General features: G+C 61.5%; 15 protein-coding genes. All 15 read left to right on the plus strand.

What is annotated here, in order from left to right:
* Positions 1 to 46 precede the first annotated feature (46 nt).
* The 15 genes from L6R21_17400 (at position 47) to L6R21_17470 (ending at position 23478) form a co-directional block, all read left to right on the plus strand.
* Positions 47 to 2017, plus strand: a complete 1971-nt coding sequence (locus L6R21_17400; protein ID MCK6560975.1) for an LptF/LptG family permease — start codon at positions 47 to 49, stop codon at positions 2015 to 2017.
* Positions 2018 to 2293: 276 nt separating this feature from the next.
* Complete coding sequence (locus L6R21_17405; GenBank protein ID MCK6560976.1) at positions 2294 to 3070, plus strand: polysaccharide biosynthesis/export family protein; 777 nt, start codon at positions 2294 to 2296, stop codon at positions 3068 to 3070.
* A 91-nt stretch (positions 3071 to 3161) separates the two neighbouring features.
* The gene (locus L6R21_17410) at positions 3162 to 5030 is read left to right on the plus strand and encodes a hypothetical protein (GenBank protein MCK6560977.1); all 1869 of its coding nucleotides are present in this window, start codon (positions 3162 to 3164) and stop codon (positions 5028 to 5030) included.
* Between the two features lie 93 nt (positions 5031 to 5123).
* The gene (locus tag L6R21_17415; protein ID MCK6560978.1) at positions 5124 to 6863 is read left to right on the plus strand and encodes a sugar transferase; all 1740 of its coding nucleotides are present in this window, start codon (positions 5124 to 5126) and stop codon (positions 6861 to 6863) included.
* 128 nt (positions 6864 to 6991) lie between these two features.
* Positions 6992 to 8557 carry an O-antigen ligase family protein gene (locus tag L6R21_17420; protein MCK6560979.1) on the plus strand — a complete coding sequence of 522 codons (1566 nt, stop codon included), beginning with the start codon at positions 6992 to 6994 and terminating at the stop codon, positions 8555 to 8557.
* 61 nt (positions 8558 to 8618) lie between these two features.
* Complete coding sequence (locus tag L6R21_17425; protein ID MCK6560980.1) at positions 8619 to 10040, plus strand: flippase; 1422 nt, start codon at positions 8619 to 8621, stop codon at positions 10038 to 10040.
* The gene (locus L6R21_17430) at positions 10037 to 11032 is read left to right on the plus strand and encodes a glycosyltransferase (GenBank protein MCK6560981.1); all 996 of its coding nucleotides are present in this window, start codon (positions 10037 to 10039) and stop codon (positions 11030 to 11032) included. The genes L6R21_17425 and L6R21_17430 overlap by 4 nt, the downstream gene beginning before the upstream one ends.
* A 580-nt stretch (positions 11033 to 11612) precedes the next feature.
* Positions 11613 to 13502, plus strand: coding sequence for an asparagine synthase-related protein (locus L6R21_17435; protein MCK6560982.1), 1890 nt, complete (start codon positions 11613 to 11615; stop codon positions 13500 to 13502).
* A 46-nt stretch (positions 13503 to 13548) separates the two neighbouring features.
* Entirely contained in the window at positions 13549 to 14991 is a 1443-nt protein-coding gene (locus tag L6R21_17440) for an MBOAT family protein (GenBank protein ID MCK6560983.1), read from the plus strand.
* A 40-nt stretch (positions 14992 to 15031) separates the two neighbouring features.
* Positions 15032 to 16054 (plus strand): hypothetical protein, encoded by a 1023-nt coding sequence (locus L6R21_17445; protein ID MCK6560984.1) that lies wholly within the window; start codon positions 15032 to 15034, stop codon positions 16052 to 16054.
* Positions 16055 to 16056: 2 nt separating this feature from the next.
* Positions 16057 to 17115 carry a hydroxyacid dehydrogenase gene (locus L6R21_17450; GenBank protein MCK6560985.1) on the plus strand — a complete coding sequence of 353 codons (1059 nt, stop codon included), beginning with the start codon at positions 16057 to 16059 and terminating at the stop codon, positions 17113 to 17115.
* A 95-nt stretch (positions 17116 to 17210) separates the two neighbouring features.
* A complete protein-coding gene (gene aepX, locus L6R21_17455; GenBank protein ID MCK6560986.1) occupies positions 17211 to 18110 on the plus strand; it encodes a phosphoenolpyruvate mutase in 900 nt (299 codons plus the stop codon).
* A 68-nt stretch (positions 18111 to 18178) separates the two neighbouring features.
* Positions 18179 to 19447: a carboxylate--amine ligase gene (locus tag L6R21_17460; GenBank protein MCK6560987.1), complete on the plus strand. Its 1269-nt coding sequence runs from the start codon at positions 18179 to 18181 to the stop codon at positions 19445 to 19447.
* Positions 19448 to 20117: 670 nt separating this feature from the next.
* Positions 20118 to 22178, plus strand: coding sequence for a M13 family metallopeptidase (locus L6R21_17465; GenBank protein ID MCK6560988.1), 2061 nt, complete (start codon positions 20118 to 20120; stop codon positions 22176 to 22178).
* A gap of 193 nt (positions 22179 to 22371) precedes the next feature.
* On the plus strand, positions 22372 to 23478 hold the full coding sequence (locus L6R21_17470; protein MCK6560989.1) for a hypothetical protein: 1107 nt from the start codon (positions 22372 to 22374) through the stop codon (positions 23476 to 23478).
* Positions 23479 to 23562: the final 84 nt, after the last annotated feature.

Here is a 23562-nt window from a genome sequence, read left to right on the forward strand (position 1 = left end):
TTGGCAGGGTCATTTGCAACCGCGCCATCATCCGCCGCATTCAATCATGCGCAAATTCATCCTGACACGTTATCTCCTGCGCGAACACACCGGGCCGTTCTGCTTCAGCTTTGCGGTGCTCACCTTTGTATTCGTGCTCGATCTGTTGTTTCGCCAGCTCAACCGGCTGCTGAGCAAAGGCCTGCCGGTCACCACCATCCTGGAATTTTTCGGCTGCAACCTCGCCTGGATGATGGCCACGGCCGTGCCGATGGCCGTGCTCACGGCCACGCTGATGGCGTTTGGCCGGCTGGCCGCGGATGAGGAAATCACCGCCCTGCACGCCGCCGGCCTCAGTCTGCGGCGCCTGGTGGCGCCGGTGTTGGCCGCCGCCGCCGCGCTTGCGCTCATGCTGTTTTGGTTCACCGATCGCGTGCTGCCGGAATTCAACTACCGCGCGCGCCGCCTCGCCACTGCCATCACCCTGCACAAACCCGCCATTCGCCTCGAACCCGGCGTGTGGTTTGGCGATTTGCCCAATTACCGCCTGCTGGCCACCGCCGTGGCAGAAAGCCTGGCCGTGACGAAATTGACCAATCTGCTGGTGCAGGATCTCTCCGCGCCGCAGGTGCAGCGCATGATCGCGGCGCGCGCCGGCCTGATGCAAACCGATTCCGCCGCCCGCCGGGTGACGTTGACTTTGTTCGACGGCGAAATTCAGGAAATCGATTTCAATGAGCTGGAGGAATTGCGGCGGCTGAGTTTCATCAAGCACGAGTTCGTCATTTTTTGGGAAGACAGCACTGCCGGCTTGCTTGCAACGGCGCGCACCGATCGCGAACAAACCCTGGCACAAATGCGGCAGGAGGTGAGCGCCAGTGAGGCGGCGCTGGCGCAGTTGCAGCAGCGGCTGCACGCCGTGTTTGCCGGCGAAGGCCTCGAGCTGCCCGCGCCTCCGGGCGGCGCGCCGCGGGAAACCCTGCTGACCGCGCTGCCTGCCGATTTGCCGGCTGAGCGCCGCGATCGCTTGCGCGGCTTCCTGCAGGTTTGGTCGTCGCGGCAGCAGGAACTGCAGCAGCGCGTGCACAGCCTGCTGGTTGAAATTCACAAGAAGTACGCCTTTCCGGCGGCGTGCGTGGTTTTCGTGCTCATTGGTGCGCCGCTGGGCGTGCTGGCGCGGCAGGGTGGTTTTGCCACCAGCTCGGGCCTCAGCCTGATCTTCTTTTTGATCTATTGGGCGTGCATGATCGGCGGCGAGCGCCTGGCGGATCGTGAGCGTCTCCCGCCGCTGCTGGCCATGTGGTCCGCCAACCTGTTGCTTGGCGGGCTGGGCTTGGCGGCGCTGTGGCAGGTTGGCCGCGGCCCTTGGACGGTCGCGCCGTTGGTTCATGGGCTGCGTCAAAAGATCAGCAATCTGCGCGCCCGGCGGCAGTGGCATCGTCCGCAGCCTGCCGAACTGCCCGCTATGCCGTGCCCGGCTCCGCCGGCGGTGGCAACGAGTTCTTCACCGCCACGGCAGCCGGAAGTCACTGTGCCGGTGACGCCACCAGCACAGCCCGCGGTGCTGCCGCAGCGCAGCCCATCCGGCAGCGGTTGGCCGGAAGTGAGAGTCGTTTTGCAGCAGCTCGCGCACCGCACGCATGCGCAGGTGGTCATGCTGTGTGATCAAGACGGCAGGCCGGTCGTGCAGGTGGGAAATGTGCCGCCGGAGCTGCCGGAGAGTTCCGGCGCGGCGGCCCTCGGCCGGCTGGCAGCCAGTCACATGGCGGCAGCGGCCGCCCTGTTCCGCCAACTCGGCGAGACCCAAGGTGTGCGCTCCTTGCTGCTGGAAGGCTGGCAGCACAACAGCTACGTCTTCAGTTTCGCGGGCCGCTTGATTTTGATTGTCATCACCGGCAAGCAGGCTGCGGTGGGTTGGGTCGAATTGATGGCGAAACAAGCGCTGGCGAGTCTGCGCCAAATCGCGCTGGCGGCGGCGGCGCGCAAAGCCAGGCCTGCGGCTGCGCAGCGGCCCGCGCCGGCAGTGATGGAAACGTGAGCCTGGCTTGGAATCGAAATCAATGGTGTAACGAAATACGCCGTTCCGATCAAATCGTACGGCGCCCGAGTGCAACAAAACATTGCTAAACCTCGCCTGCGCGCGGCAGGCCTGCCGCACAATTTCTCTTTCACTTCCTTCAAACCTTTGTTTTGCTTCTGCCGCGATCGCCGGCGTCCCCGCCGTTTGCTCCTGCCCGAACCGTGGTATGGCCTTTGTCTTGAGATCGGCAGCAATCAATCACGGTCAGATCAAACCCAATCAGGTGATGCCATCATGTCACGCTGTTCGCTGCCACCGCAATCTGCTTTGAATCAAATGCAACGGCCCGCCGGCAGCCGTGCGCTTGCGGCCCGGGTGCTGCTCACCGGTCTTGCCGCGCTGTTGTTGCAGGCTTGCGCCGGTACGCAGCGAACCGCTGCACCGCTGCGGCCGCGCGTGCCGGCTTATCATGAGCAGGAATATCGCATCGCGCCCGGCGACAATCTCGTCATCCGGCTCTACTATCATCCCGAGCTGAACACCGAAGTGTGGGTGCGGCCGGATGGCCACATTTCGCTGGAGCTGGTGGGAGAAATCAAAGTCAGCGGCCTGACGCCGGCGATTCTGGACACGCTGCTGCAAATGCGCTATCGCCAGCGTTTGGTGGATCCGGAAGTGGCGGTGATCGTGAAAAGCTCGGCCTCGCAAAAAGTCTTTGTCGGCGGCGAAGTGGAATCGCCCGGCCTGGTGCCTTACGACAACGGCTTGACCATCATGAGCGCGGTCTTTCAAGCCGGTGGATTCAGATCTTCCGCCAAGTCTTCGGCCATCGTCGTGTTGCGCCGCAATCCTCGCAACGGCAGTGTTGCCACGCTGGTCTATGACGTGCGCGGTGCGTTGCGCGGCCGCCTTGCCGCCGCCAACGTCGAACTGTATCCGTTCGACATCGTCTATGTCCCGAAATCGGGCATTGCCCGCGCCAACCAATTCGTGGATCAATACATCGATGGACTGTTGCCCGTGGGCACGCTGTCGGGCTTTGCCTGGCTTTACACGTTGGTCGGCAGATGAAGCCGCCGCGCCCGGACGGTCCGCGCCAAGCGGGTACGGGCATCATTGAAACAAAAGGGATGAGTCCTCAATCAGTGCGCAGGAGAGAGTCATGTTGGAAGAAAGCACCGCAATGTTGCGATTGAAAGCCGGGGTGGAAGTGATTGCCCGGCATCGCGGCCTGGTCATCACGTTGTTCTTGCTCACGGTGATTCCGGTGGCCGTGGCCACGTTCACCGCCGCCCAACAGTTCCGCGCCACCGCCAAAGTGCTGGTGCGCCGCGAGGAAAAACCGGGCGCCTTGAATCCCTACTTCTCGCGCCTCAATCAGGAAGAGGACATTCGCTCGGAGCTGGAAATCGCCACCTGCCGTCCTGTTCTGGAGAATGTGTTGCGTGAAGCTCTGGCGAGCCGGCGGCCGTTTCACGGGTTGAATTCCGAGTCAGTGCAAGCATTGCAGGCACTGGTCAACGGCCGGCAGCGTCTGGTGGCGGCGGCCGACGGCACGCGCTCGGAAGCGAATGCGGCGGCCTGGCAGGCCGGCGATGATTTGATGGAACCGGCGCTCGAACGCATGCGCCGCCGTATCACCGTCGAAGCGGTCACCGGCGCCAACGTCATCACCATCAGTTTTGAAGACACGGAAGCGGAACGCGCCGCCTGGTATGCCAATGCGCTTGCCAATGCCTATGCCGCCTACAACGCCCAGGTGCACGGCGGCGCGGAGATCGAGAATTTTCTCAGCGAACACATCGGCAGTGCCCGCACCCGGCTGGACAGTCTGGAACAGGCGCTCTATGCCTTCCGCATGAGCAGCGGCCTGGTGGACTATGACAAACAGGTTGCCATCGTGCTGGAGAAGTATCGCTCGACCGATTACGAGATCCTGCGCTTGCGCGAAGAAGCGGAAACGCTTACGGCCAAGATCACGCGGCTGCGCCGCCTGCACGCCACGCGCGACTCGCTCATCGTGCCTGATGCCGACATGGATGCCCATCCGGCCATCCGCCAGCTTTACAGCCGGCTCACGGATTTGCGGCTGGAATACCGCGCGGCGCTGGGCAAATACACGCGCAATCATCGCCACATGCGCGATCTCGCCAGCCAAATCGCCGGCGTGCAAAAGGAATTGGTGAGCGAAATCGACCGCCTCATCGGGCTGGAGGAAGAACGCCGGCGCTCGCTGCAGGAGCAGATTGCCGTGATGTCCCGCAAGGTGGAGAATGTCAAAGCGGATTTGCAGAACCTGCCGGCCAAGGAGCGGGTGTTGAGCGAGCTGGAACTGGCCACGGAGAACACCCGCAAGATCTATTCCCTGTTGGTGACGCGGCGCGAAGAAATGAGTGTGGAGAAAGCCGCCGATCGGCGCCTGTCGCGCATCGCGATCATCAGTCCCGCGGGTGTGCCGTTCGAACCTGTCAGCCCGCGCAAAGGTCGCAATCTGGCCATGGGAATCCTGCTCGGCCTGCTGGCCGGAGTTGCCGGCGCCTTCGTGCGTGAGCAGGCTGGCCAAGCCTTGCGCGGCACGCCGACACCGGCGCGCCCGGCGCGTGCGGCGGAACGCGTGACGGTTGAAACCACCGCCGCGGCGTGGCAGCCGCCGGTGATGCCCGAGACCGTGGTGCTGCCGCCCGCGCGCATCAAGCGTGCCACCCCGATCGAAGAATTGCTCGAAGACCTAACCACGGCCGGAGATGCGCCCATGGCGGAGGTGACCGTTGATCTGCGGCTGCAAACCGAGGTGGCGCGCCGCCGGCAGGCCGTCCATTTGCAGACCCATGACACGCATGCCAACGGCAATGCTGCCAACGGCGTTGTGAAAAACGGAATTAACGGCCGTGGCTTTCACGCCGGTGCGCCGCGAGCAGCGGCAGCTCTGCAGAGCAAGCCGGCCCTGCCGCCGGGCGCTGCTGTGACGCCGGAACGCGCCGCCGCGCCGGTTGCGTTGCGAGCCAAGAATCCCGCGCCGATGCACTTTTGAACCGGCTTCGGCCGCCGGACCGACGACGAGATTCATTGTCGATATATAAACGAGGACGTGGTTTTCCGCTGTTACCAGAAGGAGACTGGCATTATGAAAGTTGTAATCCTTGCAGGCGCAGGCGGGGCACGGCTGCTGCCGCTTACCCAGATTACGCCGAAACCGTTGTTGCCGGTGGCGAACACGCCGCTGGCCCTTCATCTCGTGCAACACCTCAAACGCTGCGGCTTCACGGATCTGATCTTTTGCATCAGCAAAGATCAAACGGCGCTGATGGAGGTGTTGGGCAACGGCGATCCCTGGGACATGGTGATCCGCTACGTGGTCGAAGATCGCCCCTCCGGCACCGCCGGCGCGCTCGGCCAGCTTGCGCCCCTCCTGTCCAATGACACCTTCCTGGTGATGGGCTGCAATGTGCTGTTCAACTTCAATCTGCGTGATTTGGTGAAACAACATGTGCGCTCCCGCGCCGAGGCCACGGTGCTGGTTTCGAAATTGCCGGCCGCTTATGACTCCGGCCGCCATGAAATCGTGGAAGTGAATGAGGACGGCAGCATTGGTCGCGTGCATCGCGGCGAGACGGCGCGCACGGATTTTCGCTTCTTTCCGGTGGGCGTCTACTGTTTTCAGCCTTCAGTGTTCGACTTTTTCCGCAAGGGCGAGAGTTTTCTCGACATCAAAGAGCAACTGTTGCAGCGCATGATGGAAAACGGCCGGCCGGTCATCGCCCATCAACTCCCGGGCGAGTGGCAGTACCTTTTCACGCTGGAAGATTATTTGAAACTCAATGACACCGTGCTGGCCGGCCAGTTGGGCAGCATCTCCTATCAACACCAAATTTCTCCCAACGTGTGGATCGGCCAGAACGTGCGGCTGGGCAATCGCGTCAATCTCATTCCGCCGGTGGTGATCGGCGACAACACCATCATCGATGATGATGTGCAGATCGTGGGCGGCACGGTGATCGGCGCGGATTGCTTCGTGGGCAAAGGCTCGGTGCTGCGCGAATGCGCGGTGTGGAATCGGTGCCGCATCGCGGAGGGCAATTGGATCGAACGCACGGTGATCACGCGCGACGGCGTGGTGGGGCCGCGCCAGCGCCTGCAGGGCGCGGTGGTGGTCAAGGAACAATTGCGGCCGGCCGCGGTGAATCTGCTGGCGAAAAACTACAACATCACCACCATTGCCTCCTCCGCGGCCACCACGGTGCTGCCGGGGCCGCAACGCCGCCGCTTGTTCGATTTCAGCAAGCGGGTCATGGACATCGTGCTCTCGCTGCTGCTGGTGATTCTGCTCGCGCCGGTGATGCTGCTCGTCGCGCTCGCCATCAAGTTCGACAGCCCGGGCCCGGTCTTTTTCCGGCAGCGCCGGGCCGGCTTGGGCGGCCGCGAGTTCTGGATGATGAAGTTTCGTTCGATGGTGCAGGATGCCGCGCACCGGCAGGATCAACTGCGCCATCTCAACCAAGTCGATGGCCCGATCTTCAAGATCGAAAATGATCCACGCATGACGCGCGTAGGCAAAATTCTGCGCAAGCTCAGCCTGGATGAGTTTCCGCAACTGTTCAACATTATGCGCGGCGAGATGAGCTTTGTCGGCCCGCGGCCTCTGGCTTACAAAGAGCTGAAGTATGAGCCGTCCTGGTCGGAAACCCGGCTGCAAGTGAAGCCCGGCCTCACCGGCTTGTGGCAGGTCAGCGGCCGCAGCGATTCCTCCTTCCGCGACTGGGTCGCGATGGACAAGTATTACGCCATGCATCAAAGCTTGCTGTTGGATTTGAAGATCCTGTTCAAAACCCCGTTCAATGTGCTGCTCGGCTCGGGCGCCTATTGAGCGCGGTTGCCGGATCTTGCTCGAATGCGCCTGGCGCGGCACGGCCGGAAGTCCGTTGATCAATTGCTCGGATCCCTGACCGGACCGCAACCGACTGCACCCTGGAGCCCTGCCGCCAGGCCATTCGCATGCAACCGAATGCCAAACCACAAACCGAAATCGACGTCATGCACGCAAACTCCTGGCTTCCTGCTTCACTTTCGCTGCGGCACTTGTTTGCCGGGCTGTTGCTCGCGCTCTATGCCGGCATCGCCTACCAGGTGATGCAATTGCCGGACAACTGGCTCGGCGCGGCAGCGGGTCTGCTGCTGGCGGTCATCGGTTTGTTGTGGATGGGCAAGAGCCGGCAACTGCTGCTCACCGCGCTGGTGGTCGCGATTCCGCTGGTGGGTTTCGACTTCAGCCTCTATTACAACGAGAAGCTCGGCGGCGATCACCGCATCGCCGCGAGCTTGCTCGATTTTGCGCTGCTGGCGCTCGCCGGCGAGTATGTGCTCACCCGGCCGGCGGGGCAACGCCGCGCCCTGCAGCCGCGCGAGCTGGCGGTGTTGATGGCGGCCTTGTTCGCGCTGGGGCTGGTCTCTTTGAATTTCGCGCAAGAGCCCAGGCTCACGATGTTTGAGTTGATCCGCCTCGGCCGCATGATCGTGCTCGCCCTGGTGGTGGCGAAGTGCGTGCAAGAGGGGGAGAGCTTGAACCGCGTGATCATGGTTCTTTTTCTCATGACCATCGCCGAAGGCTTGCTCGGCTATGCCCAGAGAATTTCCGGCGGCCAGCTCGGCATCAAGTTGATCGGCGAGCCGGAGCACGTGCTCACGCAGGAGTTGAACGGCGGCACGGCGATCCGCGTGGGCGGCACTTTCAACCACGCCAATCAATTCGCGCGCTTCCTCGGTTTGGTGCTGCCGCTGGCACTGGCGGTGACCATCGGCGGCGAGCGCCGCAAGTATCGCCTGCTCGCCGGCGCCGCGCTGCTGATCGGCGGCGGCGCCCTGGTGGTGACGTTGTCGCGCGCCGCCTGGATCGGCGTGACCCTGGGCAGTGCGCTGGTGTTTGCCATGCTCATCCGGCGGCCGGCACTGCGCGTGCGCGCCATGCGCAGTCTGTGGGCGGTGCTCGCCGCGGTGACGCTGTTCGTGCTGGTCAACCTCAACACCATTGTCGCGCGCTTCACCACGCAGGATGCCGGCTCCTTTGCCACGCGCGCGCCGATGGCGAACATCGCCCTGCAGATCATCGCGGATCATCCCTGGGGCGTGGGCTTCGGCAATTATCGCCTGTGGCTGCCCAAGTACGGCGATCCGGCCGTGCCGTTTACTTTTCAGGCGAAAGTGCACAGCGTCTATTTGCTCGTCGCCGCCGAGCTGGGCGTGGTGAGCTTGATCGTGTTTCTCGCGCTGCTGGCGTTTGTCTTCACCACGAGCCTGTCACTCTCCCGCCGTTTGCCGCCGGATGCGGCCATGGTGGCGATCGGCATCGCCGGTGGGTTGCTCGCTTTCAGCATTCACGGTCTGGTGGATTATGAAGAAATCGCCCGCATCCCGATTCTGTGGTTTCAAATCGGCTTGCTGGCGGCGCTGGCCGGCCAGTATCGCGCGGCCGCACGCGCCACTGCCGGTCCGACGCGGTTGGCCGCGAATCCGCCGCGTGACCGTGGCCGGCAGCCGGCTGATCCTGGCATGCCTGTGCTGTGAGTATGGCCATTGTCCTCAACTCGCTTAACCGTGGGAGCCAATTTCTGTGTTGGGAAAAATCTTGAAAAATGCCTCGGCGCTGCTGCTGGTGCAGGTTCTCAATCCGCTGTTGGGCATGGTGTTCGTCATCGCGCTGGCGCGTCTCGATGGCGCGCTGGGGCTGGGCGCCTACACCTTTGCGCTGTCGCTGGTGTTGATCTTCGAGAACATTGCCGGTTTGGGCGTGCGTGAGTATCTGATCCGGGAAATCGGCAGAAATCCCGGCGAGTGGCGGGCGCTGCTCAACAGCGCGCTCGTCCTCGGCGTGGCGGCCGCGCTGCTCGCGCAGCTTGCCATGTTGCTGTTCGCGCACGCCGTCGGCTACGACCAGGAAACCGTGGCCGGCTTGTTCATCGTCAGCTTTGCGCTGCTGCCCGGCCTGCTGCATTATCTCTCCGTGTCATTCCTCTATGCGTTCGATGAAATGACCTGGGCGAGTGCCTCGTTCGTGATCGAAACAGTGGTGCGTACGGCCGCCGGCTTGCTGATCGTCTATCTGGATTTGGGAATGAACTGGCTGCTGGCCAGTTTCGTTATGAGCCGGTTGGTTGCGGCGCTCGTGGCCGGCTGGGCGCAAATCCGGCGCCTGGGTTGGCCGGGCCGGCAGTGGGATCGCCGCGTGTTTCGCGATTTACTGGCCGCCACGCCCACCTTCGGCGCCATGGCCATTTTGGCCGCGGTCTATTGGCGTCTCAACATCGTACTGCTTTCGCGGCTGAGCGGCGCCGAGGCCGTGGGCCATTACAGCGCCGGCTATCGCTTGATGGATTTGATCGCCTTTGCCGGCGGCAGCATTCTCACGGCGACCTATCCCGCCATGACCCGCCTCTTTCATCACTTTCGCGAAGACTTCCGGCTGTTGCTGGACAAGGGCGTGCAGTATGCGCTCGCCGGCTATCTGCCGATCGCGGTGATGGTACACGAATTGAGTCCCCAAATCATCGCGTTGTTCTTCGGACCGGATTTCGCTCCCGCGGTGGACGGCCTGCGGCTGCTCACCTGGGCCACGCTGCCGTTGACGCTTGCCAAACTGTTTGCCAACGGCCTGGTGATTGCCGGCCGCCAAAATCTCGATCTGCGCGTGAATCTCTACCGGCTGGCGGCCAATGCGGTGTTGAGCTACGTGTTGATCATGAAGTTCGGCATGTTGGGCGCCTGCTGGGCGCTGCTGCTGTCTTTGGCCGCGTCGGTGGTTCTGCAGATTTACTACCTGCGTGCCGTTGCGCCGTTGCGCTGGTCGCTGGCGCCCATCATCAAACCTGCGCTGGCCGCGCTCGCCCTGCTGGCGGCCCTGGAGTTGACCAGCGGCTGGCCGCTCTTGCTTCAGACCCTGCTGGCGGCGGCGAGCTATGCCGTCACCTATTTGCTGTTGCGGCCGTTCGACAGTGGTGACCGGCGCGCGCTGCACTGTTTGGGAAAGCAACCTGTGGGAGAATTGGCATGAAGACGCAACCCCGCGTGTCCGTGGTGATCATCGGCCGGAATGAAGAAGAACATCTCGCCGATTGCATCCGTTCGCTGCAACACCTGCGCTATCCAGGCGACAAGCTGGAAATCATCTATGTGGACAATGATTCCAGCGATCGTTCGCTCGCAATCGCGCGCCGGTTTCCGATCCGCACGCTTGCGCTCAAGCAGGCCCGCTCCACGCCGGGCCTGGCGCGCAATGCGGGATTGCAGGCGGCCACCGGCGAGTTCGTCCACTTCATTGACGGTGACATGACCATGGACCCCGATTGGCTCGTTGCCGCGTTACCGGCATTCGCGGATGAGCGCGTCGTGGCAGTGGTGGGACGGCTGCGCGAGGTGCGGCCGCAGGAGAGTCTCTACAACCGTTTCTTTGATCTGGGGTGGGAAACCGCGCCGCTCGGCGAAATCGGCGCGCCCGGCGGCGGCGGTCTGTTTCGCACCGACCGGCTGCGCGAGTTGGGCGGCTATGATGACACGTTGTTCGGCGCGGAAGAAATCGATCTGGGCTACCGCCTGCGCGCCCGCAATCTCAAAACCCTGCGGATTTCTCATCTCATGGCCCGCCATGACATCGGCATGCAATCGCTGCGGCAGTTTTGGCGGCGCGGCGTGCGTGACGGCTACTGGGAAATGGAGATGATCACCCGCTATTTCCACTGGTCGTGGCCGCTGCCGCAAGAGTACATCTGGAAAATGAACGTGCAGTTGCTCGCCTTTGCCAGCCTGTTGCTGCACGTGATTTTGCATCCCACCGCCGGCGAGTTGGCCGCCGTTTTCGTGTTGCCGGCCATCTTTTTCTGCAAGAAGGTTTGGTACTACCACCGCGCCACCGGCAAGCGTGCGATGAGCTGGCTGGCGGCGTTCTTCAATTACTTCAACATGTTTCCCATTGCCTGCGGCCAGTTGCGCTTCATGCGCGAGCGCATGGCCGGATGGTGGTGCCGGCCGGCGCACAGACCCGCCTAGCGCACGGGTGCAAGACAAAGACCTTTCTCCGCGTTCGCTACGACTCGGCGGTTCCGGCGCCGGCAGTGTGTGAGTGGTGGCGTTCAAGAACAGTCGGGTTCATTTTGCCTTTTGCTTTTGTTGATGCCCGGCATGCTGCTCATCTTTCCAAGCGATGAGCACGCGTGCTGGGCATTTTTGTTGATCCCTGTGCCATTCCCAGCGCCACCATTTTCACAACCGATTTTGCCCCTGCAAAACAGCGCCTGCTCGTGCGGCGGCGGCGATACGTTCCATTACACAGCGCGATTTTGTGCAGCGGCGAGCGTGCAACAAAACGTTGCGATTTGGCCGGTGTGGCCGGAAAAGGGAGTCTAAACGCCGTCATTTCAAGCTGCAGCGGCCGCTGATTCCAGTCGCGCTCACTGGCACCGTCCTTGCTTGAGCTGAAGGCGTCATTTACTCATGGGTTCCGAAAGCCAATCGGTTCACCCGCAGCCAATAACCGCTAAAGCGCAAGGTCGAGGAAGACATGCCTGGAATATTGGGAATCGTTCGTGCTGGGATGGCGCCGGAAAAAGGGGCCAGAGCGGTGCAAGACATGATGCAGCCGCTGCTGCATTTTCCGTGGTATCGCTGCGCGGCGGCGCAGTCCACCGGCGTGAGTTTGGGTCTGGTGAGCTTGGGCGGCTTGGCGCGCAACCCCCGCTGCGTGACCAGCAGTGACGGCCTGCATATCGTCGCGTTTGAAGGTGAGCTGCACAATGCGCAGGAATTGCGGCAGCAGCTCAACCTCGCGGCGGGCGGCAATGATGCTGCCAGTCATGCCGCGCTCGTTTTGCACGCGCTGCGGCGCTGGGGCGTGGCGGCCTTCGAGCGCTGCAACGGCCTTTTTCAAATTGCGTGGTGGAACGAGGCGGAGCAGGCACTGGTGGTGGCGTGTGATCCCGGTGGCTTGCGGCCGATTTACTATTGCCAAGCGGCGGAGCAATTTGCTTTCGCAACGGAAGTGAAGGCGTTGCTGGCGCTGCCCTGGGTCAAGCGCAATCTCGATTATGACGGCTTGCTGAGCTTCCTGCGCCACGGCCTGCCGCTGGGCGGCCGTACTTTTTTTGCGAACGTGCGGGTGTTGCCGCCCGGCAGTTACGCCCGCTTTTGCGGCGGCCGTTTGGAGATTCAACGCTATTGGCGCATGCGCTTTACCGAGCAGGCGGAACTTTCGGAGCGGGAAAGCAACGAGCAGTTTCTGCAGACCTGGGTCGAGGTGATGCGCGATCAAGCCGCGGGCAATTTCCGTCTGGGTTTGCCGCTCAGCGGCGGTGTGGATTCGCGCGTGATTCTCGCGGCGCTGATGGCCGAGAAAAAAGAAGTGTTCACCTTCACCATGGGTGAGCCCGGCTGCTGTGATGCCACGCTGGCGCATGAATTGGCGGAGAAGGCGAGCTGCTCGAATCTCTTCAGTCCAGTGGTGGCGCAGGAAGTGGCCCACGGCCTGGAGCGCGCGGTTTATCTCACCGACGGGTTGTTCAATTGCGTGCATACCAACGTCCGCCGGCTGCTGCCCAGCCTGGTGGAGAGCGCGAGTTTGGTGTTCGACGGCATCAATGCCATGGACGGGCTTTATGATCCCGAAGACCTGTGGTGGCACGCCCGCCTGCATCGCACGGAAGCGACGCAATGGTTGCGCAAAGAAGTCGGCGCGCAGCCGGTTGACCGTTTTGCGCTCGGCACTGGCGCGACTCTCAATCTGCTTCATCCCGAGGCCCTGCCGCGCTTCACGCCGGCGCTCCAGCATGATTTTGTGCAGGAATTCGTGCTGCGCAACCGGCCGCTGGTCGGCAGCGAAACCGCCGTGGTTGATCTGTTCTGGCTGGAAGAGTTTCAGCATCGGTTCTATGCCCACGGCCCGCAGATTCTGCGCAGCGCGGTGGAAGTGCGCTGCCCGTTTTTTGACAAGCGCATGCTGGCCTTCATCGGCCGGCTTTCCCCGCGGCAGCGCAGCACCGACAAGCCGCTGCAACGCCACGCGGTGCAGCAACTCTCCCCGGCGCTGGCAGCGGTGCCCTGGGAACGCAACGGCCTGCCGTTGACTGCCGGCCCCTGGCAAATGCAATCCCGGCGGGCGGCGCGCATGCTGCAACGCAAAGTGGGAACCCTCGCGGGCAAATACTGGCGCCGCCCCGGTCGCGGCTGCCGCCGGGGCCATATGATCGACTACGACGAAATGATTCGCACCTCGCCGCTGCTGCAGGAGCAGATTCACAGCACACTGGTGGGCAGCGCCGCGCAGGCTTCCGGGTTGTTCGATCCGCGCGCGCTGGCGGACTTGCTGCAGGCGCATCTGCAGCGGCAGGGCGATTACGCCGAGATCATCGGCCGGCTGTTGACCGTCGAGCACTGGTATCAACTCTTTGTGCGCCGCGCCGCCCCGGTGCGCGAAAAACGCGAGCTGCCCATGTACGCCCGCCCGGCGCTGGCGCTGGCGGCGTGAAATCGAGAGACAGGAATTCGAAATCCATCGAGGCTGAGGTGTCACCATGCTGTTCAATTCGTTCCAGTTTCTGCTCTTCTTCCCGGCGGTGGTCCTGTTCTATTTCGCCACGCCCTACCGCTGGCGCTGGCTGCTGTTGCTGGCGGCGAGCTGCTACTTTTACATGTGCTGGAAACCGGAGTACATCATTCTTATCTTGATTTCGACGGTGATCGATTATTTCTCGGCGCTCAGGATGAGCGCCACCGTCGACTCCGGCCGGCGCAAAGGCTACCTCTGGCTGAGCCTGCTGTCGAACCTGGGCCTGTTGTTCTCTTTCAAGTATTTCAACTTCTTCAATGAAAGCCTGCGCGCCCTGTTCGACCGGTTCGATCTGTTCTACGGCGTGCCGGCGTTCGATCTGCTGCTGCCGGTGGGCATCTCCTTCTACACCTTCCAAACCTTGAGCTATACCATCGATGTTTACCGCGGCGCAATCGCGCCCGAACGGCACTTCGGCAAATTTGCGCTCTATGTGACGTTCTTTCCCCAGTTGGTGGCCGGTCCGATCGAACGCTCGGGCAATCTGCTGCCGCAGTTGCAGAGCTTGCGCTGCGCTTTCGACTATGAGCGCGTGGTCGACGGCATGCGGTTGATGGCGTGGGGCTTCTTCAAGAAGGTGGTGATCGCGGACCGGCTGGCGGTTTACGTCAACACGGTCTACAACCATCCCGCCGAATACCAGGGCCTGGAGATCGCGCTCGCCACCGTGTTCTTCGCGTTTCAGATCTTCTGCGATTTCTCCGGATATTCCGACATCGCCATCGGCGCCGCGCGCGTGCTGGGCGTGAATCTGATGAAGAACTTCGACAGGCCCTATTCCTCCACCTCGATCTCGGAGTTCTGGCGGCGCTGGCACATCTCACTCTCGACCTGGTTCAAAGATTACGTTTACATTCCGCTGGGCGGCAATCGCGTGGTGCGCTGGCGGTGGTATTACAACCTCTTCATCACCTTTCTGATCAGCGGGTTGTGGCACGGCGCCAACTGGACGTTCGTGATTTGGGGCGCGTTGCACGGCTTCTACCTGGTGTTCGCATTAATCTCGCGGCCGCAGCGGGATTGGCTGATTGCGCGGACCGGGCTGACGCGCCATCCGGCGCTGCTGCAAACCGGCCGCCTGCTGACGACCTTCGTGTTGGTGCTGATCGGCTGGCTGTTCTTCCGCGCCAACAATCTCGCTGACGCGCTGACGCTGCTGCACAACCTGTTCGTGTTCGAGCCGTTGCACGCGCTGTTCGAGACTATCACACCCGGCACGTTGCTGCTGAATCTGGCTTTGATTGCAGTGCTGGAGCTGGCGCACTCCTGCGAGACCGACAAGGAGTTCATCCGCACGTTTGCCCACCGCCCGGCGCTGGTGCGCTGGCCCGCCTACGTGCTCTTGACGCTGGCCATTCTCTACCTCGGCGCTGCGACGGCGCAACAGTTCATTTACTTTCAATTCTGAATCACGTCAACCCTGGCACGTTCCGGAGAGGTCATTGGTCATGAAACGCTTCGCCTGCAAGCTGGGCCTGTTCGCCGCCCTCATTTTCCTGATTGACGCCGGCTGGTCGTATCTGCTGGACCGCGGCCGGCCCGCCGATTACGCCGCCTTCGTCGACAGCAAGCGCGAGTTCGACCGCCTAACGCAGCTCGACATTCTGTTCCTTGGTGACTCGCAGACCGCCGATGGTTTCGTGCCCGCGGTGTTCCGCGAGCGCCTGGGCGCTTCCGCCTTCAACTTCGGCGTCTATCAGCTCTCGCCTTTCGAAGGGTACTACCTGTTGCGCGATTTGGTCGACCGGCTGGAACAGCCGCCGGCGCTGGTGGTGCTCGGCACCGATGCGCAGATGTTTCGCTATCGTGTGGCCGACGGCAAATACGCGCCGCTGTTCATCACCTCGCCCGTCAATCTGATTCCGTTGTTCTTCGAAAGCAGCAATCTCGGCGCGCTGACCGAAGCCGGCCGCAAGAAGTACTTGTTCCCCGGCCTGCTGCGCTGGGCCGTCACCGGCCAGGTCCCCGGCGAAACGCGGCGCCAGATTCAGCTCGTGGAAAACGGCTATCTGCAGAATCCCAAACATTACTCCGACGCCAGCCAGTTCGATTGCGACAAGGATCGCGGCTTCTTCAGCGAGACGCTGGTCGCGCAACAAACGGAATTCTTCCACAAAACGCTGGCCTATTTGGCCGAGCGCAACATTCCGTGCGTGATCGCCAATCTGCCGATGCATCCGCAATTCCTGGCCGGCATGCAAGCCAAACCGGCTTATCAGGAATTCCAGCGGGAGCTGGAGAATATGGCCAGGACGTACCGCGTTCCGGTGTTCAATCGCGACCACAGCCTGCTGCTCGCGGATTTCCAGGACGAAGACTTTCTCGACGGTGATCATCTCTGCTATGCCGGCGCCCGGAAATTTTCCGCCGCCTTTGCCGATTATCTCGAACAAACCGGTTTCAATTTTCATTCGAACCAAGTCGCGGCGGTGCAACCCGTTTCCGGCGCCCCGCTCACTGAAAGGAAGTAGCCATGCGTATTCTGATTGCCAGTTCCATCGCCCCGGAGGCCATTGACCGCCTGCGCACCCAACACGATGTGGTTTGCGCCTTCAATGCGCCGGAGGAAAAGCTCAAAGCCCTGGTGGCTGACCGTGAAATGCTCATCTGCCGCAGCGGCGTGACGATCTCCGCCGCCGTCATGGCCAGCGCTCCGCAACTCCAGCTCATCATCCGTGCCGGCTCCGGCACCGACAACATCGACATGGACTACGTGCGCCAGCATGGCATTCGCCTCGAGCGCATTCCCGAGCCCGGCGCCAAAGCCGTGGCTGAGCTGGCCTTTGCGATGATGCTCGGCCTCGCGCGCCATCTGCTGCAGGCCGATCGGCTGTTGCGGCAGGGCCACTTCGCCAAGCATGAGTTGAGCGGATATTTGCTGCGCGGCAAAGTCCTCGGCATCGTGGGCGCGGGCAACATCGGCTCGCTCACCGGCGAGATGGCCGCGGCCTGGGGCATGAAAGTGCTCGGCTGCGTGGCGCATCCATCCGCGGCAGTGGCCGCCGCCCTGGCGCAGAAAGGCGTGCAACTCGCCACTTTCGAAGAAGTGGTGGCCAATGCGGATTTTCTCAGTCTGCATGTGCCGCTCACTCCGGCGACGCGGCATTTGATCAACGCCAACGTCCTCGCTGCCATGAAGCCCGGATCGTATTTGATCAATATGGCGCGCGGCGGCGTGGTGGAGGAGCAGGCGCTGTATGCAGCCCTGCTGGCCGGCACGACGCTGCGCGGCGCGGGCCTCGATGTTCATCAAAACGAAAAAGAGGGCCAGGTGTCGCCGCTGGCGGCCCTGCCGAACGTAATTCTCACGCCGCACGTGGGCGCGCAAACCATCGACTCGCAGCGCGAGATCGGCGAGCGCATTGTGGCAATCGTGGCGGCGCAGCGGCCGCAACCCGAGCAGCGGCCGCCGGTGCGGCCGGCGCCTTCACCGGCGCGCTTTGGGTCCTCTCCGCTGCGCGCCAGCCGGCCGTTGGGCACACTGGCCGGCGCCGGCGTGTGCTTTGGCCCGATCAAATGTTTCGCCTTTTAGGATACTCATGTCATCCCGCTCCGGCAGGCTGCTGTTGCAACTCACTAATCCCACGCGCCTCGCTGGCTGTGATGAGAAAAACAGGATGGTTGATCATGATGAGGAAAACCGAGCAGTTCAAGCGGCTGTTGCGCTCGCCGAACACCGAGTTTCTGCTGGAAGCGCACAACGGCCTGAGTGCAAAAATCGTGGAAGAGGCCGGCTTCAAGGGTATCTGGGCCAGCGGCCTGTCGATCTCCGCGGCGTTGGGCGTGCGCGACAACAACGAAGCGAGCTGGACGCAAGTGCTGGAAGTCATCGAGTTCATGAGCGACGCGGTGAGCATCCCCATTCTTCTGGATGCCGACACCGGCTACGGTAATTTCAACAACGTGCGCCGTCTCGTGCGCAAGCTGGAACAGCGCCAAATCGCGGCCATGTGCCTGGAGGACAAAGTCTTCCCCAAGACCAACTCCTTCATCAACGGCGAAGACCAGGAATTGGCGGACCTCGAAGAATTCTGCGGCAAGATCAAAGCGGCAAAAGACACGCAGCAGGATCCCGATTTCTGCGTGGTGGCGCGCGTGGAAGCGCTCATCGCGGGGTGGGGCCTGGCCGAGGCGCTCAAGCGCGCGACAGCCTATCAGCAAGCCGGCGCGGACGCGATTCTCATCCACAGCAAGAAAGCGAATGCCGACGAGATCTTGGCGTTTGCCGCGGAATGGCAAAACCGCTGCCCGCTGGTGATCGTGCCCACGATGTACTACAAGACGCCGACGGTGCGCTTCGAAGAGGCCGGCATCCGGCTGGTGATTTGGGCGAATCACATGCTGCGCACTGGCATCCGCGCGATGCAACAAACCGCGGCCCGCATCTTCGCCGAGCGCGGCCTGCTGGCCGTGGAAGAGGAAATCGTGACGGTGAAGGAAATCTTCCGGCTGCAGAATGCCGCCGAGTTGAAAAGCGCCGAAGAGCGTTACCTGCCCGTCAAGCCGGCCATGCCCAAAGCCGCATGAACAATCGGGGCGGCGAGGCTAGCGCCGCCCCGCGGGAAATCGACTAACATTCGTTCGAAGGTGCCTCCATGAAATCTGTTGCCATTGATCATACCCTGCCTTACGCCGTGGTTGCCGGCCTCGATGATTATCCGGGTTTGCAGACGGCGCGGCTGCTGGCGCAGCGCGGCATTCCGGTGATCGGCGTTGCGCGCCATCGCCACATGTGGTTCTGCCGCACCAACGCCTGTCAGGACATCGTCTACCTGAACACGGATCGTGAAGAATTCATTCAAGGACTGGCCGCGCTGGGCCGGTTGTTCAAGCAAAAGGCCGTGCTTTTTCCCAGCACGGATCTGTGCGTGCTGCAGGTTTCCCGGCATCGTGAGCAGTTGGCGCCGTACTATCATCTGGCTTTGCCGGAGGCGGCGGTGGTGGAGAAGCTGATGAACAAGCTCAGCTTTCTCGAGTATGCGTTGCAGGAGAATCTGCCCATCCCCAAGACGTTTTTGTTGCGCCACCGCCGCGATGCCGAACAGGCCAGCCGCGCCTTGAGTTTCCCCTGCATTCTGAAGCCGCCGATGAAGACGGTTGCCTGGGAACAGCACACCACCAGCAAGGCGTACAAAGTCGCCTCAGCCGCGGAGTTTTTGCGCCTCTACGATCAGTGCGCCGGCTGGGCAGAGCTGCTGATCGCGCAGGAGTGGATTCCCGGACCGGATTCCAATCTCTATTCCTGCAATTGCTACTACAATCGCGAGGCCGAGCCGTTGGTGACTTTCACGGCGCGCAAGCTGCGCCAATGGCCGCCGGAGACCGGCAGCACCAGCTTGGGCGAGGAATGCCGCAACGATGAAGTCCTGCACGCCGCGCTCGCGCTGTTTGGCCGGGAACAGTGGCACGGCCTCGGCTATTTGGAGATGAAACGCGACGAACGCAACGGCAAGCACTTCATCATCGAGCCGAATATTGGCCGGCCCACGGGCCGCTCTGCGCTCGCGGAAGCCAGTGGCGTCGAGCTGCTCTACACCATGTATTGTGATTTGCTCGGCCTGCCTCTGCCCGCGGCGCGGCAGCAGCACTACACCGGCATGAAATGGATGTGCTTGCTGGAAGATCTGCGCTCGGCGCGCATCTATTGGCGGCGCGGCGATCTGACGCTGCGGCAGTGGTGGCAGTCGGTGCGTGGGCCCAAAACCTACGCCGACTTCGCCTGGTCTGATCCCATGCCTTTTCTGGCGGATGTCAAACGGCGATTGACCTTCAAGCTGCAGCAGGCATGGCAGAAATTCACCGCGGCGCTGCGACCGCGCCCTTTGCCGGCGCCTCAGCAGCAGGTCGCGGTGAGTGCAGTGTGAAAGAAAAATCGGCCCGCGCTCTTCCCATTGCCGCGCCGCCCAGCCAGCGATCAGGATCATGCCGGCCAGGACACTCTTCTCTCTTCCTGCAATAAAACACCGTCCGGGTGGAGCCTCAGCCTCAGGGTGCTCGTCCATTCAACCTGTCTCACTCGCAGCACGCCACCCGGACGGTTTCTTTCCCCACGATGACTCTCCTGCGTTCCTTCTTTTTTGAATGAACACTTGCCCGTTTTCACAGTCACTAGGCTACGCCAGGTTTCAGACAAGCTGAAACCTGAAGCCCGCGGGCAGCAATAAGGCCGATTCGCACACTATTGTCTCGCACGAGGTATCCACCACTGTCATCCGGCTGTCATCCAGCAAGGATCCTGTGAAGATTGAGGCACACGCCCGCGCCATTCACCTCAAAAGTTCACCGCCGCGACGCGGAGAACGCCGAGAAGACTCACTTGATTCTAAAGCTCCGCGCTCTCCGCCGCTCCGCGGTGCAAGCGTTTGCTTTGTGGTCAAGAACCTTTGAGAATCTTATTCTGATTCTGCGCGCCCCATGGCCCAAGAGATGAAAATGCTCTTTGTCAGTTGGGTTGTGTCGATCTGTTGAAGAAGGCTTTGATTTTGAAACAACGATTTCACGTTGCAGCAACGAACCAAACGGAGAAGGTGTGAAATGATGCGACGCAAGACAGGGATGAAAGCCGGCGCAGTGTTGTTGGCAATGATGATGATGATGGCGGCGTGCCGGCAGGCGCAACATGAAGCCGCGACGCTTCCGGCCAAGCCGGTCGACCCGGCCAACCTCGATACCACGGTTGCGCCGGGGCAGGATTTCTTTCGTTATGCCAACGGCAAGTGGCTGGACCAGAACCCCGTGCCGGCAGCCTACGGCTCCTGGACGAGTTTTCATGAGCTGAATTTGAAGAACGAACAAGTGTTGCACGAGATTTTGGCAGAGGCGGCCAAAAACACCAACGCGCCGCGCGGCAGTAATCTGCAGAAGATCGGCGATTTTTACGCCACCGGCATGGACTCCACAAAAATCGAAGCCCAGGGGCTGCAGCCAATTGCCGCGGACTTGGCGCGGCTGGCAGCCCTGCAATCACGCCAGGAGCTGGAGCGCGAGCTGGCCTGGTTTCATCTGCAGGCAGTGCCGGCCCTGTTTGTTTTCGATTCCGGCGATGACGACAAGAATAGCACACAAGTGATCGCGCAAATCTATCAAGGCGGCTTGGGCCTGCCCGACCGTGACTATTACTTCAATCAGGATGAGCGCACGCGGCAGATCCGCGCGGCCTATGTGCAACACGTCGCCGCCATGTTGCGTCTGGCAGGCGATGACTCCGCGACTGCGGCTGCGGGCGCGCAGGCGGTGATGGCGATCGAAACCCGCCTGGCGAAATTCTCCTCGACCAATGTCGAGCTGCGCGATTCGGAGAAGAACTATAACAAATTCTCCGCGGAAAAACTGGCAACGCTTGCGCCTGCTTTTGATTGGCAGAGCTACTTCACCGAATTGGGCATTCCAGAGCCTGGTGAAATCAACGTCGGCCAACCCAAGTTTTTGTCGGGGGCAGCCGCGCTGCTCGATTCCGTGGCGCTCTCCGATTGGAAAACCTACTTGCGCTGGCATCTGCTCGCTGAGGCGGCACCGGCTCTGAGCGCGGCCTTTGTGAATGAGAACTTCGAATTCTACGGCACGACGCTGACCGGCGCCAAGGAGTTGCGGCCGCGCTGGCGCCGCGTGAAGGAGGTGATCGACAATCTGATGGGGGAGGCGCTCGGCGAGCTGTATGTCGCGCGGCGCTTCAGTCCGGAAGCGAAAACCCGCGCCCAGGCGATGGTGGACACCCTGCTCGCGGCATATGGCGAACGCCTGCGCAAGCTCGATTGGATGGACGACGCCACGCGGCAGGCGGCGCTCAAGAAGCTCTCCACCTTCGGCGTGAAGATCGGCTACCCCGAGGTCTGGCGCGACTATTCCGCGCTGGCAATCGATCGTTCCTCATACTTCGAGAATTTGAAACGCGCCGTGCAGTTCGAACGGCGCCGGCAGCTCGGCAAGATCGGCAAGCCCATCGACCGCAGCGAGTGGGAGATGTCGCCGCCCACCGTGAATGCCTACTATCGTCCCACGCGCAATGAAATCGTTTTTCCCGCCGGCATTCTGCAGCCGCCGTTCTTCGAGGCCAGCGCCGATGCGGCGGTCAATTACGGCGGCATCGGCGCAGTGATCGGTCATGAAATCACCCACGGCTTCGATGATGAAGGCAGCAAGTATGATGCAGAAGGCAACCTGAGATCCTGGTGGTCGCCGGCGGTGCGCAAGCAATTCGAAGCGCGGGCGCAGCGGCTGGTCGAGCATTTCAACGGCTACGTGGCGATCGACACGCTGCACGTGAACGGCAAGCTGACACTGGGCGAGAACATCGCCGACCTGGGCGGATTGTGCATCGCCTACGACGGCCTGCAAAGGGCGCTCGCCGGCAAGCCACGGCCGCTGATCGACGGCTTCACGCCCGAGCAGCGCTTCTTTCTCAATTGGGCGCAGGTTTGGCGTATCAACTACCGTCCGGAAAGCCTGCGGCTGCAGGTGCTCACCAACGTGCACGCGCCCGGCAACTTCCGCGTGCTCGGCCCGCTTTCCAACATGCCCGAATTTCATGCGGCCTTCAACGTGAAGCCGGAACAGGCCATGTATCTGCCGGCAGAGAAGCTGGCCAGGATTTGGTAAGCGCCGGCCAGTCCTGTACGCGCCAGTGCCGGCCAAGGCGTTGCGCCGCGCTCCCGGTGTTGCATCTGCTCCGGCAGCCGTGCGGTTGAGGCCGGCTCTGGCGCGTGTTGAAATCAATTCACAATACACCGCTGAATCCACCGCTGCAAGCAAGCGCGTTTTTGCCAGAAAGAAACAATGACTGGAAAAAAATATGCACAGACGAATTCTTGCCGCCGCGTTGATGTTCTGCTTTGCTTTGCCTTTGCAGGCGCAAACGATTCCCTTTGAATCAAAGCGCTGGGAGATCGACGCCAAAGAGAGCCGCGTCGAAGAATATCTCGGCCGGCAAAGCCTCTTTCTCAAAGGCGGATTAGCGCTGGTCAAAGATGCGAAATTTCTCAACGGCGTGATCGAGTTCGACATCGCTTTTTCACCGGACCGCACTTTTGTCGGCGCCATCTGGCGCGTGCAGGACAAGCAGAACTACGAACAGTTTTATTTCCGGCCGCATCAATCCGGCAATCCCGATGCCAATCAATACACGCCGGTTTTCAATGATAATGCCGGCTGGCAGCTTTACTATGGTGAAGATTATGCGACGCCGACCCGCTATCGCTTCAATGAATGGATGCACGTCAAAATCGTTGTCGCCGGCAAGCAAGCGGAAGTTTACATCATGGACATGGAAACGCCCGCGCTCTTTATTCCCGAGCTGAAGTTTGAGCCGGCATCCGGCCAGGTCGGTTTGAGTGCCGGAAGCAATAACCCGGCACATTATTCGAATTTTTCATTCACCTCGCTGGACGCGCCGGTGCTCAAAGGCAAGGCCAAGCCGCCGCAGCCCGTGCCACAGGGCTTGATCACGGCGTGGTCGGTTTCAAATGGTTTCCCGGAAAAGAATTTGCAGGGCAAATTTCAACTGGGCGAATCTGATAAAGCCGGATTGGCTTGGAAGAAATTGGAATGCGAAGCGAGCGGCATCGCCAATCTCTCGCGCTTGGTCGCACTCGGAGAGCAGAGCAACACGACATTCGCGCGCCTCATCATCAACTCAGACCGCGAACAGATCAAAGAAATCAAATTCGGCTTCAGCGATCGCGTGCGCGTCTATCTCAATGATCATTTGCTCTACGCGGGAAACGATAACTATATCTCCCGCGATTATCGCTTTCTGGGCACGGTCGGCTTGTGGGACGCGCTTTATCTGCCGTTGAAGAAAGGCCGCAACGAGCTGTGGCTGGCGGTTTCGGAAAATTTCGGCGGCTGGGGCGTTGTCGCTGCCATCGAGGATATGAACGGCATGCAGATTCAATATTGAAGAGCGGAGCATGTTTTCAATCCGGAGCTTTTCCACACGCGCGGGGATCTTCGCTCTGTTCCTGAATCTGACCATCCCATCCGC

This window comes from bacterium (assembly GCA_023150945.1).
In the GTDB taxonomy this organism is placed as follows: domain Bacteria; phylum Zhuqueibacterota; class Zhuqueibacteria; order Zhuqueibacterales; family Zhuqueibacteraceae; genus Coneutiohabitans.